The sequence below is a fragment of the Lysinibacillus sphaericus genome, assembly GCF_005217585.1.
Classification (GTDB): domain Bacteria; phylum Bacillota; class Bacilli; order Bacillales_A; family Planococcaceae; genus Lysinibacillus; species Lysinibacillus sphaericus.
Genome location: NZ_SZPT01000002.1, coordinates 564,456 through 580,345, shown reverse-complemented (window position 1 = coordinate 580,345; position 15,890 = coordinate 564,456). Strand labels below are relative to the sequence as shown.

Here is a 15,890-nt window from a genome sequence, read left to right as displayed (position 1 = left end):
ATTACAAGTTATACAACCTGAAGTTGTTCTCATAGCATTTTCATTATGTATAGGTCATAGATCATCTATTTTTTAATGTTAATTTTCTAACTATTAACATTTGTCAGTATTAGGTAGTTTCTTTTTTTAGTATTTTTAATTTGAATGTATTTATATGAGAGAAAATTAGTATCTTGCAATGGCATGCTGTCAACCTTAGCAGGCTTGCATTGTCGTTTATATACGTACATTTTTAATTTTTGCCATGAAGGAGTGATAAATCATCACTACATAATAGGCTAATCGATATGGTTGAAATTAAAATGTTAATTATAGGTATATTATATTATTTTATGTAAATATTCTAAAATTTTAACCAAATTAATCTATTTTACAGTAATGTAATGTTTGAAGTTAAAAAATTTTAAAGGATGGTGTTTTAGATGGAACCATATGTCGGAGAAATTCGAATGTTTGCAGGTAACTATGCTCCACAAGGATGGAGCTTGTGCAATGGCCAGCTCTTACCTATTGCAGAAAATGAAATGCTCTTTTCTTTAATTGGTACGACTTATGGAGGGGATGGACAAACGAATTTTGCTTTGCCAAATTATCAAAGTAGAGTCGTTGTTCACCAAGGACATAACCCAATAACTGGGACTAATTATATAATGGGACAAATGGGGGGAACAGAGACTGTTACTTTAAGTACATCCCAACTTCCAGCTCATACGCACCTAGTGAAAGCTTCTTCTCTTGCTGGTACAACACCTAGTCCAGAAAATGCTGTTTGGGCGAAAAACATACAATATTCGACACAACTACCAAATAGCACAATGAAGGCAACAAGCATTTCAAGTGTTGGCGGAAATGCGCCTCATGACAATGTAATGCCCTTTTTAACCATTAGTTATATCATCGCTCTTTACGGTATGTACCCATCATTTAATTAGGAGGAAGAAAAGATGATTGAAGCATTTGTAGGTGAAATCAAATTATTTAGCTTTGCAGGCGTACCAAATGGATGGGCATACTGTAATGGGCAATTATTACAAATTAATTCAAATCAAGCCTTATACTCCTTATTGGGCACAACTTATGGAGGTGATGGCATTCGAACATTTGCCTTACCTGATTTAAGAGGCAGGGTTCCAGTTCATGTAGGTAATGGTGTGACAAGAGGACAAAAAGCTGGACAAGAAACACATATGTTAACCTTGAATGAAATGCCGACGCATAACCATGCTGTCACGGCTAGTTCGGAAAATACTTCATTGAAAACGCCTACTGGTAATGTATGGGGCACATCCACTGATAATGTCTATTCAGTTAATCAACCAAATACGAATATGAATGCACAAGCTTTATCATTATCTGGCAATTCACAGCCGCATCAAAATATGCAGCCATACAGTGTGGCGAATTATTGCATAGCTTTAGTTGGCATTTATCCACCAAGAAATTAAAGAAAAAGGAAGTGAAGAAATCATGTCAGAAGCCTACACGGGAGAAATTAGAATATTTGGTGGTAATTTTGCGCCACAAAATTGGGCATTTTGTAATGGTCAGTTACTAAGCATAGCTTCGAATAGTACGTTATTTGCCATCATAGGTAATACTTATGGAGGAGATGGAAAGACAACCTTTGCTTTACCCAATTTAAGTGGGAGGGCAGCGATTCATCAAGGAACAGGTGCAGGATTAACGCCAAGAAATATCGGAACAACTGGAGGTTCTGCTACTGTTACATTACTAACAACAGAAATGCCAAGTCATCATCATCTGGCCGCTTGTAACAATGTACCAACAACAAGTAATGAGCCAACGGGAGCAATTTGGACCGAACAGCAAGGTAGGGGCTCACTCCCTGCTTATTCAGTTTCAGGAAATACAACCATGAATGCGATGACGATCGATCAAGCAGGTGGAAGTCAACCACATAATAATATGCAACCGTATTTAGGGTTGAATTTCATTATTTGTTTATTTGGAGAGTTTCCTTCTAGAAACTAGGAATGATTTTGGCGAAGGGTGTGAATCAACTAAAAAGGAGAACCAAAATGGGAAAAAAGATTTTTATAATGATGCTATGTTTGCTGTTGATTACTTTTAGCCAATTGACTGGGATTAGTTTTTTGTCACCTGTTCAAGTAGAGGCGGCTAGTTGTGATACACCGAATTTTCCTAAGTGTACACAAGATTTAACACTACCTACATGGCTAGCTGATACGAATAATGGCTTTGTAGTAAGTCGTACTGGTGATGATGGTTTTGATTTATTAAAGTATAGTGATGGGACACAATTTCCTGCTGGTTATTATATCGATGCAGATGAATATTCGCCACCAAAATCAATTCGAATTTCCGCTGGCGAAAACTTTGCGGGCGGTGTCTTTAATTTAAAATCATTAAAGATTAATACGATTAATAAACATAACGCAAACGATGCGCTAAGTTTAACGATTCAAGGATATGATCAAGACGGAAACCCAAAAGGAAGTCCCGTAACCTTTAAGACCGTTGCCTTTCATGAACCAATTTATGATATTCCAGTAAATTTAGAGGGCATTCACTCATTTGTCATTACTGTGAGTGTACAGTTTATAGGTACTGTACAGGCGGGGATATGGGATGTAACATTTACACACTTTACAATCGATATTCCTAATAATCCGCCAACCGTTACCAATAGCGCAATTACGCCTTCAACTATCACTGCATCAGGAGTACAGTTGGACTGGGCGAAAGCATCTGACGATTTAACAGCTCAAGGTGATTTAGAATACCGCGTCTATCAATCTAGTAGTAATAATATTGATACGGTTAGTGCCATTGAATCCAATGGAACAGCTTTAGGAAGCGGTTATGCTAAAGATATTACGTCCTATAATGTTACAGGACTTACTGCTAATACAAACTATTATTTCAATGTTATTGTCAAAGATGCTGATGGCTCCAAGAGTGCCTATTCGATGCAGCAGGTCACAACACTTACATTAAATAAACCACCTACATCCAGTAATGGAACGGTAAATGTTAATGAAGGTCAAGTGTATACATTTAATTCTACTTCTTTTGCTTTTTCTGATGAAGATGCTGGCGACACGTTAAAACAGATTCAAATCTCTGCAATCCCAACTAGTGGCCAACTTTTCCTTGATAGCAATCTGAATGGGCAGTTCGATGCTGCCGAAGCCATTCCAAATGGTATGACAGTTAGTAAAGTTGACTTAGATGCAGGTAAGTTAAAATACATTACCGACAATGGTACTGCTTCAACGTTTGCATTTAAGGTAAGCGATGGTATGAATGATAGCGGTGTCTATACGATGAACCTTATTGTCAAAGCACGCCCTAACGTGACCATTTCATCAAATAAGACTAGCCCAACTAATAGCAATCCAATTCTTATAACGACGGTATTCAGTGAGTCAGTAACAGGCTTTACGGTGGATGATATAGCTGTTACAAATGGAAATGCTATATCTCTATCAGGAAGCGGTACCACATATACGGCACAAATATCACCGATTGCAGATGGAGCTGTGAAAATTAAAATTCCCGAAAAAGTTGTTGCGAATAGTAGTGGTGCATTCAATAAAGCTTCAAATGAATTGCAAATAATCTATGATGCTACACCACCTACCAATATTGCGCTTAGTAATACGACTGTACAAGAAAAGGCGCCCATTGGTACAACAGTTGGGACACTGACAGCAACAGATTCAGGAAGTTCACCAACATTCAGCTATACATTACAGTCAGGGGATACAAGCTTCTTTACGATTGTTGGAAATGTATTGAAGACAAATGCGTTATTTGCCTACGATACGAAAAATAGTTATAAGATTACGATAAGCGTAACAGATGAGGCTGGCAATACGTTTGATAAAGAGTTTATAATCCAAGTTACTAAAAATCATGCACCTACAGGCACAATGACTATTCATAATGGACTAGCATCTACAAGTACTCCTAACGTTACCTTAACAATGACGGCAACGGATACAGAAGGAGAAGCGATAGAAATGCGCTTTTCGAATGATGGGATTACGTGGTCCGGTTGGGAGCCAAACGTATCAACAAAAAGTTGGACATTATCAAGCGGGGATGGTAATAAAACGGTTTATATGCAACTAAAGGATACGGCTGGTAATCTATCGAATGTATTTTCAGATACGATTGTGCTCGATACAATGCCTCCAGTTATAACAGGTGTTGCAAATAGTGGGGTTTACAACACCGACGTAACGATAAGCTTTAATGAAGGAACTGCTACCTTGAATGGAGCTTCCTTCACAAGTGGCACTATTGTAAAGTCAACTGGAAATTATACTTTGGTTGTAACAGATAGCGCAGGTAACACGACTACCGTTACTTTTGCGATTGATAAAGTTGTGCCACAAGCAGTAGAAGTGACCATTAAATCGACTAATCTAAATCCGACAAAGGCGAAGGTAGGCGATACCATCACTTTAGCAATGAAAACAGATAAGACGATCCAAACACCATCTGTTACCATTGCCGGAAAACCAGCTACTGTAAGTGGCGCTTCAACGAACTGGCAGGCGACTTATGTGATAGCGCATGGTGATTTAGAAGGCATAGCACCTTTTACCATCAATTTCAAAGATGTGCTAGGTAATGCAGCCATAGAGATAACGGACGTAACGGATGGCAGCTTTGTTACAGTTGATGGCATAAAGCCAACTGTAAAGAAGGGTACTATGGTGTCAAACAATGCTAATCCAACAGTTGCTAAGGTTAATGATAGTATTACAATCGACTTTGAGACAAGTGAGGCAATTCAATCGCCAAATGTTACGATTCTAGGACAAACAGCAAATGTAAGCGATAAAGGTGATGGGGATGCTAAAACATGGCAAGCAAGCTATACGCTTCAGTCAGTAGATGCAGAGGGACCGATTCCTTTTACAATGGATTATCAAGATTTAGCGGGGAATGATGGCTTACAAGTGACAGACGTTTCATTAGGAACAGTTGTCGTGTTTGATAAAAAGGCTCCTGAAATAACAACCTATTTCCCAGCGCATCAGGCAACGAATGTACAGCCTACAGATAATCTTGTGCTAACGTTTAATGAAAAGATCTTGCCAGTTACGAATAAAAATATTGTAATTCGCAATGCTTCTACAAATCAAATTGTTGAAACGATTGACGTTACGCATGCCAATGTTTCAATCGCGAATCACAGCGTGACAATAAATCCTACAAAGGATTTAAATAATAACACGGCTTATAGCATTCAAATTGATGCAGGAGCATTTATTGATTTGGCTGGTAATGTGTATGACGGCATTACGAATACTACGACTTGGCATTTTACAACGAGCGCATTGCCAACGTACACCGTTATCTATGACAGCAACGGAGCGGATGGGGGGAACGTGCCTATCGATTCGAAGCGCTATAAAACGCAGGAAACAATAACGGTGTTAAATCATGGGAATTTAAATAAAGTTGGCTTTTCATTCGTAGGTTGGAATACGAAAGCTGATGGAAAAGGCGTTACTTATAAAGCAGGGCAAACGCTTCAAATGGGGAAAGGGAACCTCGTATTGTATGCGCTATGGTCAGCAAACTATGTACCAGGAGATGGGGGATCATCAACAGCAAGTCCTGACCCCGTTGTACCAAGTAATCAAGTTATGGTGAATATAGTAGATCCGCGTAAGCCAAACGAGGTACTCTTACAAACCGTGTTAACACGTGTATTTAGTAACGGTAGTTTCCAAGATAGCGTGCATTTTACGGTGGCAAATGCAAACGAGTTTCTTCGAAAGTTAGCAAATCAAGAAGATAAAAAATCTCGACTTGTCATTCCCGAGATGGCGCAACCAGCAAGTGAGACAAAGGTGATACTTGCTAAAGAGGCTGCTAAACGATTACTAGAGAGTAAATCCTATTTTGGTATTGATATGACGATGGTCAAAATAGATGTTCCCTTTACTTCTATGACAGACTTCAATGAAGATATTTACTTCCGAATCGTTCCGATTAAGGATGCCCTACGGCAAAAAGCAATCGAAGACCGAGCGAAACAAGCGGAAATAGTGTTACAACAGAGTCATGGCGCTAATGTAAAGTTTGTTGGTCAATCAATATCGATTGACACAAATCTACAAAATCGTCCAGTAACAGTGCTACTACCATTACCTGCGAATTTAACTTCAGCTCAACGGGAACAATTGATGGTTTACGTAGAGCATAGTAATGGTTCAGCCGAAATCATCAGTGGACGTATTGTAGAATTTGCGAAAGGGCAAACAGCGATTGCTTTTGATGTGCAGCATTTTTCTACTTTTACTTTACTATATGCAGAACAAGCACAACAAGAAGAACCCGAAAAGGAACCTACAGAAGATAGCAAGTCATTTGCTTCTTATATTCAAGGCTACGCAGATGGTACATTCCGTCCGAATGCCTATGTCACACGTGCGCAAATGGCAGCAATGCTAGCAAGAAACCTAAGTAATCATAATGTACCAGAAGCATCTAATGTTTTTTATGCAGATACAGCTGCTTCGTGGGCAAAAAATGATATAGAGTATGTTCGTACCGAAGGAATTATGCAAGGTCGTCAAAATGGTTCATTTGGTCCGAACGATATGATAACGAGAGCCCAAATGGCGGTCATTGCTGTAAGGTGGATTGATAAGCAATGTGCAGAAGGAACTACAGATACGCCGTATTGTGCAATAACAGCAAACGGCGAAACATACAGTGATGTGGCATCTACGAATTGGGCTGCACAGGAAATCCAACGCATAAGCTCGATGGGTATTATGGTTGGCTCAGGTAATGGTCAATTTAGACCTGAAGAGAAACTAACACGTGCACAGGCGGTAAAAGTCCTAAATCGACTTTTCAATCGTCCAGTATTGACAGATAGCACAGTACCAATCTTTAAGGATATTCCAAACAATCACTGGGCTTTCTATGAAATTCAAGCTGCTGCAACAAATGAAACAAAATAAGGACATTCCATTATCTTCTATTACGATGCTATTAGCTGGCGGTTTTTAATAATCGCCAGCTATTTTAATGTTCACCCGATTTCCCCCTCCCTACTCTCCTGATGTTCTGTAAACAACTAAACTATCTGATATAAAATTCCTATCTTTATAGGATTAATTGAATATGAATTTTATAATTCATTTATCCTTTTTAAGTTCTAATTTTTAATAAATTACTAGGTATATAGATATAACACAACTAATTGAAAATGCTACTTTCTATCAATATTTCAAAATATTCAAATATTACGATATTCGAATTAGTTTATTTGTGATAAATTGGAAATATCACACTAAACTGAAAAGTGTGACAATTAAAGGAGGAAGGGGAAATGAGATTTGAAAAAGTTTAAGTTAACGACATTTTTAAGTAGTATTTTAGCTTTCATTATGGTGCTTTCTCTCTTGGCTCCATTATCGAGTGCTAGTGCTGAAGAATCGAAACCATTCAAGCAGGATGGTCAAAGCGAAAGTATTATTCAATTAAAGGCTGCTATCGCTGAACAGCTAAGCTTGTCTAAAGATGGTCCAACGCTCCATGAAAGCTTACAAAATGTATCAGGCAATCAAGAGGTGGCAGTTATTGTTCATTTATCTGAAATGCCTGTGGCACTAGAGCAAGGAATAAGCCAACTTAAAGGCCAAAGATTTTCTAAAGCTCAGGCAAATGAAGCTCGCTCTAATGTAAAAGCACAACAAGCACAAGTACAAAAAGAGTTAGCTGTTAAAAATGTTCAGATGACGCAAGGCTACACATTCGATACAGTGTTAAATGGCTTCGCAGCAACTGTAAAAGCAAATGATCTTCCAAAATTGCTTACAATCGAAGGCATTACATTAATCGAACCAGATGCCATTGTTTACGCATCAGAAGATGATACGATGAAATCATCGGAACTGGTTAAGGAAGATCAGGTAGAAGCGCAAATGAATACAAGTAATTCTTTCCTTGGCATTGAACAGCTTTGGAACGAAGGATTGGAAGGACAAGGCATTAAGGTAGCCGTATTAGATACGGGTATTGACGCCGATCACCCTGAATTTGCTGGAATTTATAAAGGTGGAAAAAACTTTATTCCATATTCATCAACTTACTCGAAGCCTCGTGCAGATAACGATGCATCAGAAACATTACCTTCGGAGCGTCCAGTTGGAACACCGGAGTTTAATGAAAAAGGAAGCGCATTCTATACTTCTCACGGTACACATGTTGCGGGAACAATTGCAGCAATCGGAGCTAATCAATACGGTATTAAAGGAATTGCACCAAAAGTAGACCTTTATGCTTACCGTGTTCTTGGGGCTTACGGAAGTGGTGCTACATCCGGTATTGTAAAAGCAATTGAAACGGCTGTATTAGAAAAAATGGACATTATCAATCTTTCGCTTGGCGGGGGAGCAAACTCTGAAACAGACGCTGGTTCATTTGCGATTAATAACGCAATGATAGCTGGCACAATCGGAGTCATTGCAACAGGAAACTCTGGTCCAAATCGCGGAACAATGGGTACGCCTGCAACGGCTCGTTTAGGAATTGCTGTAGGGAACACAACGAATCCTGAAACAATGTATAACGGGGAAGTCAAAGTTACCGTTGGCAATTACAACTTAACAAAACAACTTCCGTTAATGGGTACGACTTTTGGGAAAAATGTAGCAACACAGCTGCAAGGGGAATTTGATTTAGTAGCTGTCCCTGGAAACGGTGAAGTAAAAGACTATGAAGGAATCGATGTGGCGGGGAAAGTAGCCTTGATTTCTCGAGGCGGTATCGCATTCGTTGATAAAATCGCCAATGCAAAGGCAAATGGAGCAGTTGCAACAATTATTCATAACTTTGCTGGTGGAACGAATGCACCAAACATTTCAGGCACATTCCTTGGTGATTCATTTGAGTTTTTACCAACATTTGATATGTCCCAAACAGATGGTGCTGCCATTCGCGCTGCTTTAGCAAGTGGCGCAGGAAAAGTAAGCTTTAGTAAATTTGCTTCAACAAATACTACGGGCGATGAGGTAAACTCTTCTAGTTCACGTGGCCCATCTACACCAAACTTTGATATTAAACCAGATGTAAGTGCACCTGGAACAAATATTATGTCTACGATTCCAATGTATAAAAAAGATTTCCCTAATGCCAATTATGCTGAAGCATATGCTCGTAAAACAGGTACTTCTATGGCAACACCACATATCGCAGGTATTGCGGCGTTAGTTAAACAAGCAAATCCTGATTGGAATGCGTTCGATGTAAAAGTAGCGCTTTCTAATACAGCAAAAGTTTTAGATAAGACAAAATACGATGTATTTTCTCAAGGGGCAGGGCGTGTCAATGCATATGCTGCAGCTCATCCGGAAATTCTTGCTTATGCACTTGATAGCGCAATTTTAGATGGAACGGGTGCAGTGGCAGAAAACTTGAAAGGTACCGTTACTTTCGGTCCACAATCACTTAAAGATAGAGATATTTCTGTCACGAAACAAGTATTAGTAAAAGATATCAAAGGGAACGGCGGTAACTATAATGTTTCAGTTGATGTAACAAAAACATTTGGTGATGCAACTGTTACAGTAGACCAGCCAACATTTAATCTAGTAGGTGAGCAAGTTTTAAATATTACGTTAACAGCTTCGCAAGCTTCCGCTCCAAACGGCTCTGAATTACTAGGTTATATTTACATCGGTAATGGAGCTACAGAAATTTCATTGCCATTTGCAGCCGATTTTGGCGCAGAGGCAACAACTGAAGTGAAAGACTTGACTATTACAGAAACGGATCTTTCCTTTAACGGAGATGGAGTGAAAGACTCGGCTGTACTATCATTCACATTAACTGGAGATGTAACAACGAACTATATTGAGCTTTGGGATATTATGAATCCAGAAGGCGGAGAATATGGAGATGGCTACATTGGCTATATACATGCAGGGACTGCACTAGGAAAAGGTTCTTATACGCTAAAAGTAGGTGGGCAATACAAACCATGGGGATCGGCACCTGCCACAACGATTCCAGATGGTGTGTATACAATTGACTTTACTGGTCTTGCAGCATCAGGCGTAGTGTCAGACTATGTTGGACCAATTTTTGTCAAATCGACTAAACCAGAAATTACTGGTTCAGTAGCGCAAGGCGTTGCTACTGGGCAGGTAACAGATAAGTATATTGATTACAATGTAGCGTTAAGTGCATACGGTTTAAATTACAATTTAAATGATAAATTAAAAGCTTCCTATATTGCGACGGTAAATGGGGAAGTACAAGCGCCAGTTGCATTTGAACTAAATCAAGACGGTAGCTTTACATTCCCAGTAACAGCAGAAACGAATGCGGTTACAGTAAAAATTAATGACGCTGCGGGGAATGTTGGGGAAGCAGTGATCTATGAAAAAGAAGTGGTAGAGCCAGTAGTGACACTTTCTGTAAATCCAACTGAGCTCAACCTAACAACTGGAGAAACAGCACAACTAACGCTAACAGAAACGTCAACACCTGCAGAAGGTGAAGCAACAGTGCAAGATGTAACGTCTAAAGCTACGTATGTTGTTGGAGATGAAAATGTTGCCACTGTAGTCAATGGCGTAGTAATGGCAGTAGGGGAAGGCACAACGACAATTACTATGACATACGGTGCGAATGAAGTGACGATGAATGTGACAGTGAAAGCACCTAATGTAGAAACTCCAATTGTCACATTAGAAATTGACCAAGCGCAGGTAGAAACAAGAATTGGTAAAGAGGTTGCGATTAAAATTACGGAAGTTACTACTTTTGAAGGTAAAACGACAGAAAAAGATGTGACAAATCTGGCAACATACGAAGTAGCAAATGATAAAATAGCTACTGTAAAAGCAGGTGCCGTAAAAGGAAAAGGTCAAGGGAATACGACGATTACAGTAACGTATGGTGAGCATACACTAACATTTGATGTGTTGGTTGTAAAGCCAGGTAACGGTAATGGCAATGGTAACGGTAACGGCAATGGAAATGGAAATGGAAATGGCAATGGTAACGGTAATGGCAAAGGTAATAACAATAATAATGAAGTTACCGAGGGTGACTTATAATTACAATCAGTCCAAACAAAAAGAGAAATTGCACTGCGCAATTTCTCTTTTTATTATGGACTGTAAAGCAACACTAAGATGGATGTCTCTAGTAAACTAACTGGCTGGGCTGGATTGCTGTGTTCCTTAAATTTAAGAAGCCTGTATTTTTTATTTTGACAAAAAAGACTTTTGTCATTATGATAAGGTAAATGAGAATGATTATCATAACGAAGGAAGCTGAAAGATGTTGAACAAGGTAATCCCATTACACGAACAATTTAGTAATGGAGTGAGATATAAGTGATGAGCAAAATGGATCAATCAGCATTAACATGGGAAAAAATGCAAGATGGTACACTAGCTGTTCAAACGACGGAAACGCTCATGGTGTTAACGCAAAGTCGCTATAAGGAATTACTTCATTTTGAAAAATTATTAAATGACATGCATCTTGATGTAGATGAGAAGCAACTTGTTTTGGAGCAAGAACAGAAAAGTTTAAAAAAACAAAACACAACGCTTGAAGCAGACATACAAAAACTAACGCAGCAAAATGCGGTGCTACAAAAAAAGCTTACCGAATATAATTGTGTAATCGATGAGCTGAAGGAACTCCGTCGACAGAATACCGACTTGCTAATTGAGCTTAGTAAATATACAGCTCTTTCAAAGGAATCGCTATCAGGCCCATTAAAATCAATGATTCGAGATATGCGAGAGCAAGGTGTAGGCATTAAAGAAATTCATATTCGTATAAAACGTCAAATTAATCCTGATATAAGTTATAGTATGGTGCGAAAATATATTTCTGAGCTAGAAAGTGAGAATAAAGCGTAACAAAACGTGTTTAAGCGATAAACAACACGTCCATAGTAATTTTGCGCATTTACAGTTGCCAATCAAAGTCCTATAATTAGTCTATTCTTTACATTATGAATGTCATCATGTGGAAATACGAGAAATCGTAAGTGATTTAAGAAGAGTAGGAGAATTCAAGACAATGTCAAACGAGAAAAAAGGAGTATGGGCAGCGTTTTTAGCCTATGCTATTTGGGGAGCATTCCCACTTTATTGGAAACTGCTTGAGCATGTGCCGAGTATGGAAATATTATTAGGGCGTGTCATATGGTCTTTCGTCTTTACAGTATTAGTAGTGATTATTGTCGGTATGCGTAAAGATTTAATAGCTGATTTAAAATATTTATGGACGCATCAGAAGAGTTTTTGGCAACTAGCTTGTGCTTCCTTTGTTATTTCAATGAATTGGTACTTATATATTTGGGCAGTAACACATGAACATTTAATAGAGACAAGCCTTGGCTATTATATTAATCCACTATTGTCGGTTATTTTTGGTGTGGTCTTCTTTAAAGAGAGTTTGAGTCGTGCACAATGGGTTGCAACAGCAATTGCCTTTATTGCGGTCATCATATTAACGGTAAACTATGGAACAGTGCCTTGGGTGGCAATTCTTATTGCGTTATCATTTGCTATTTACGGGGTATTGAAGAAGAAAATTACCCTGGATGCAACAAGGGGACTTGCCATTGAAACGCTATTTATCCTGCCGTTTGCACTAGGATATTACGTCTATTTATTTACAACAAGCCAAGCGTCATTTTTACACGTCAATATCCAAACGGATGTACTCATGGTCGTGAGTGGGATTGTAACAGCAGTGCCCTTAATTTTATTTGCAAAAGGTGCTCAAAATATTCCGCTTTATTTATTGGGCTTTATACAATATGTGGCACCGACCATCGTGTTAATTTTGGGTGTCGTTCTGTATAAGGAACCGTTCAGTCCAGTAGAGCTGTTGGCATTCAGTATTATTTGGGTAGCCTTATTATTGTTTTCTGGTTCAAAAATTTTAGAAATAAGAAAAGCACATCATAAATCTGCGTAACATAAGGTAAAAGTGTTAGATTGACAGCGGTCATTCTAACACTTTTTTCAATGTCCCGTTCTTCGTTTATTACCTCGAATCGATTTGTGCTTTAATCGTTAAATAGGTTTCCTTAATTTTTTGCTTATATGGAAGGTCAATTAAATCGATTGAGTCAATATAAGCTTTTTTGGCAATTTCATAGGCAGTCGTCAATTCACCATGCTGTGCATAGCAAAGAGCTTTATAGGAAAAACATTCATTCATACTAAGCAAATCATAAGGATGTGAGATGAAAATAGGGATTTCTGTAAAGTGGTTAAAGGCCTCAAGTGATTCCGCATAACGACCAAGTAAATACAACGATTTTCCCTTTTCAGCGTAATAAAAATTCGAATCTAGTTTAGTGGAGCCAGTAAGTGTACGGAATTGTTCGATTTCAACTAATGCTTGCTTATAATCATGTGTATAATTGTTATAATAATGGGCTTTTAAGACGTATATAAAGGCGTCGACATCAGCTTGTTCAACAAACATGCGATATTGCTCCAACTTCATAATCATTTTATCCGCCTGTTTGAAGTCACCATCTATCATCGCACAATAGGCACCAATACGGTATAAATCATCGATATGATAAAACAATTGATTTTGATGTGCATGTTCTATCGTTTCTTTGATGAGTTGTTTACCAGCTTCATGTTCACCGATGGCTAGTTGAAAAATACAAATATAATAAGCTAATTTTGCAGTATCTCGGGAATCTAACTGATAGTTTTCATGTGCAACTTCTTCTTTTACTTGTAGAATACAGCGATAAGCCTCATTGTATCGACGATTTTCTGACAAAATAGCGAGTTGTAGAATATAAGTTTTTAACCAATGGCTTAATAAATTAATTTCTCTAAATATTTGCCGTGCTTGTTGTAGCGGCGCCTCCCATGTCAATAAACCTGCCTCATATTGGGCATCAGCATAGATATACAGTAAACGTCCTGCTTCATAGCTGAGAGGGAAATCTTCTATATAAGGTTGAATGATATCAACAATTTGCTGATGGTTATCCGCATCTCCTCGTCTTACTTCAGCAAACATAATTTCTACTTGCTCCAGCAACTGACGTATATCAGAGGATGCTACTTGTTCAAGTAGTTCACTTGCTTTGACTCCAAGTCGTTCCGCAATATATTCTAAGCTTTCCATCGATGGCTTCGCTTTATCGTTTTCTATTTGGCTGAGCATACCTTTTGTTAGACGATCGGCAGCAAGCGCCTCTAATGTTAATTTTCGTTCTTTTCGTAATTTGCGAATTCGCGTGCCTAAAGAGTCCACTGCCCCGCCTCCTTTCTTTACTACTAACAATAATCACTAATCTTTGTAAAGTCTATACATTTTGCCAAAAGCAAAAGAGAAACTCGATGCCACCTAATTGTTTAATTATATTAAACTTTTTATTGCGCGAAAAGCGGGAATCGTGTTATATTTTGTTTAATAAAATTAAACTTTTAAATTAAATTAAAATATGGAGGGGTTTTTTAATGAGTGAAGCGGCAAAATATAAAAAGGCGACCTATCATTTGTGGACTTTTACCGCCAGTAAAATGATTGCAATGTTAGGGTCGCATGTATTGTCTTTTGGTATTAGTTTGTATATTTTAGCGATGACGGGTTCCGCTACCAGCTTTGCAACAAATATGATTTGTTCCATATTACCTAGAGCACTTGTTGCGCCATTAGCAGGATATGTCGCAGATAATTATTCAAAGAAACGAACAATATTAATAGCACAAGCTGGAACGATTTTAACGATGGCAAGTTTATTGTTTTATACAGAGACAATTGGTATGTCTGTTAATGCGATTTATGTGACTACCGTATTTTATACGCTTTGTTCAGCATTTTCGAGCGTAACCTTTACTTCAGCAATTGCAACACTCGTTAATCCAGAACGTTTACAGCGGGCAATGTCATTTAACCAAATGTCCGTGTCTGTAGCGGCTGTTGGGGGACCTGTTATCGGTGGGATGATGTACGGCTTTTTCTCTATGGAAGTATTTTTAATTGTTCATATGGTAGCGTACGCGATAGCCTTTTGCTTAGAGGCCACGATGAATTTTAATTTGTATAGTACGCGAGGGGACACTGCTAAAGCGGAAAAGATATGGCAAGGACTTGTTGGAGGCTTTAGCTATATCAAACAACATAAGGTCATTAAAGTTGTGATGTGGCTATCGTTGTGGATTAATTTATTTTTCTCTGCCATTGTCGTTGGTGGAACGTATATCATCATCGAATTACTAAAGGTTGAATCTACCCATTTTGGTTTTATTGAAGCAGCGGGGGCGGGTGGTATGTTAGTGGCCTCCATCTATTTTGCATCACGTGCCGAAATAAAAGTGCCACTTCGTTTTTCTAAAATAAGTTTATTGTTGCTTTCAAATAGCTTAAGTTTTGCGGTAATCCCTTTAGTGACGAATCTATCGTATGCAATGATTGTTATCTTTTATATTGGCTTGTATTTTATTTTTGCTATTTTTGAAATGGGTGTAAATATGCCTCTAGGCGTTTTTATGCAAAAGCTTATTTCCGAGGAGTATCGCGGACGCGTATTTGGACTAATGGAAACAATGGCGATGTCCATGATGCCAATTGGTATGCTTGTCTATGGAGTACTATACGATTCTCTCCCAGCAACTGGTATATTGCTAGTGACAAGTATAATTATAGTGGTAATGACACTTGTATTACTGCGGAGGTCAGTTTTAAAGGAAGCGCATCCTGAATTTTACGATGACAAAACGCTAGCAAAGAATAGCAAACTAATACCAAATAGGTAGAATTCTAGCAGTGGCGAAAACGGGGATTTAGTGGCGATAACCACTATCGGATTGATTCAATATAAAGCAAAACAGGCATGCAGTACATCTGGCATGCCTGTT

9 protein-coding genes are annotated in these 15,890 nt (G+C 38.4%); 8 read left to right on the top strand and 1 reads right to left on the bottom strand.

The window, feature by feature from the left end:
- Positions 1-422 precede the first annotated feature (422 nt).
- From FC748_RS08445 to rarD, 7 genes are all read left to right on the top strand, one after another.
- Positions 423-932, top strand: a complete 510-nt coding sequence (locus FC748_RS08445; protein WP_024363527.1) for a phage tail protein — start codon at positions 423-425, stop codon at positions 930-932.
- Between the two features lie 12 nt (positions 933-944).
- Complete coding sequence (locus FC748_RS08440) at positions 945-1,445, top strand: phage tail protein (RefSeq protein ID WP_024363528.1); 501 nt, start codon at positions 945-947, stop codon at positions 1,443-1,445.
- A gap of 22 nt (positions 1,446-1,467) precedes the next feature.
- On the top strand, positions 1,468-1,992 hold the full coding sequence (locus FC748_RS08435) for a phage tail protein (RefSeq protein ID WP_024363529.1): 525 nt from the start codon (positions 1,468-1,470) through the stop codon (positions 1,990-1,992).
- A 47-nt stretch (positions 1,993-2,039) separates the two neighbouring features.
- Complete coding sequence (locus FC748_RS08430) at positions 2,040-6,977, top strand: S-layer homology domain-containing protein (RefSeq protein ID WP_108030554.1); 4,938 nt, start codon at positions 2,040-2,042, stop codon at positions 6,975-6,977.
- A 378-nt stretch (positions 6,978-7,355) separates the two neighbouring features.
- Complete coding sequence (locus FC748_RS08425) at positions 7,356-11,084, top strand: S8 family serine peptidase (protein ID WP_108030555.1); 3,729 nt, start codon at positions 7,356-7,358, stop codon at positions 11,082-11,084.
- Positions 11,085-11,369: 285 nt separating this feature from the next.
- Positions 11,370-11,903, top strand: a complete 534-nt coding sequence (locus FC748_RS08420; RefSeq protein ID WP_227665458.1) for a hypothetical protein — start codon at positions 11,370-11,372, stop codon at positions 11,901-11,903.
- A 163-nt stretch (positions 11,904-12,066) separates the two neighbouring features.
- The gene (gene rarD, locus FC748_RS08415; RefSeq protein WP_108030556.1) at positions 12,067-12,972 is read left to right on the top strand and encodes an EamA family transporter RarD; all 906 of its coding nucleotides are present in this window, start codon (positions 12,067-12,069) and stop codon (positions 12,970-12,972) included.
- Positions 12,973-13,041: 69 nt separating this feature from the next.
- On the opposite strand, the gene FC748_RS08410 is transcribed toward rarD, so the two are convergent.
- Positions 13,042-14,283 carry a helix-turn-helix domain-containing protein gene (locus FC748_RS08410; RefSeq protein WP_108030557.1) on the bottom strand — a complete coding sequence of 414 codons (1,242 nt, stop codon included), beginning with the start codon at positions 14,281-14,283 and terminating at the stop codon, positions 13,042-13,044.
- A 206-nt stretch (positions 14,284-14,489) separates the two neighbouring features.
- Here FC748_RS08410 and FC748_RS08405 point away from each other — a divergent pair, with 206 nt between their 5' ends.
- Positions 14,490-15,788: an MFS transporter gene (locus tag FC748_RS08405; RefSeq protein WP_024363535.1), complete on the top strand. Its 1,299-nt coding sequence runs from the start codon at positions 14,490-14,492 to the stop codon at positions 15,786-15,788.
- The last annotated feature ends 102 nt before the right edge of the window (positions 15,789-15,890 follow it).

What these genes read in the sequence shown, in the direction of transcription:
- FC748_RS08405 (WP_024363535.1), top strand. Translation starts at nt 14,490, where the DNA reads ATGAGTGAAGCGGCAAAATATAAAAAGGCGACCTATCATTTGTGGACT.
- FC748_RS08435 (WP_024363529.1), top strand. Translation starts at nt 1,468, where the DNA reads ATGTCAGAAGCCTACACGGGAGAAATTAGAATATTTGGTGGTAATTTT.
- FC748_RS08440 (WP_024363528.1), top strand. Translation starts at nt 945, where the DNA reads ATGATTGAAGCATTTGTAGGTGAAATCAAATTATTTAGCTTTGCAGGC.
- FC748_RS08420 (WP_227665458.1), top strand. Translation starts at nt 11,370, where the DNA reads ATGAGCAAAATGGATCAATCAGCATTAACATGGGAAAAAATGCAAGAT.
- FC748_RS08445 (WP_024363527.1), top strand. Translation starts at nt 423, where the DNA reads ATGGAACCATATGTCGGAGAAATTCGAATGTTTGCAGGTAACTATGCT.
- rarD (WP_108030556.1), top strand. Translation starts at nt 12,067, where the DNA reads ATGTCAAACGAGAAAAAAGGAGTATGGGCAGCGTTTTTAGCCTATGCT.
- FC748_RS08430 (WP_108030554.1), top strand. Translation starts at nt 2,040, where the DNA reads ATGGGAAAAAAGATTTTTATAATGATGCTATGTTTGCTGTTGATTACT.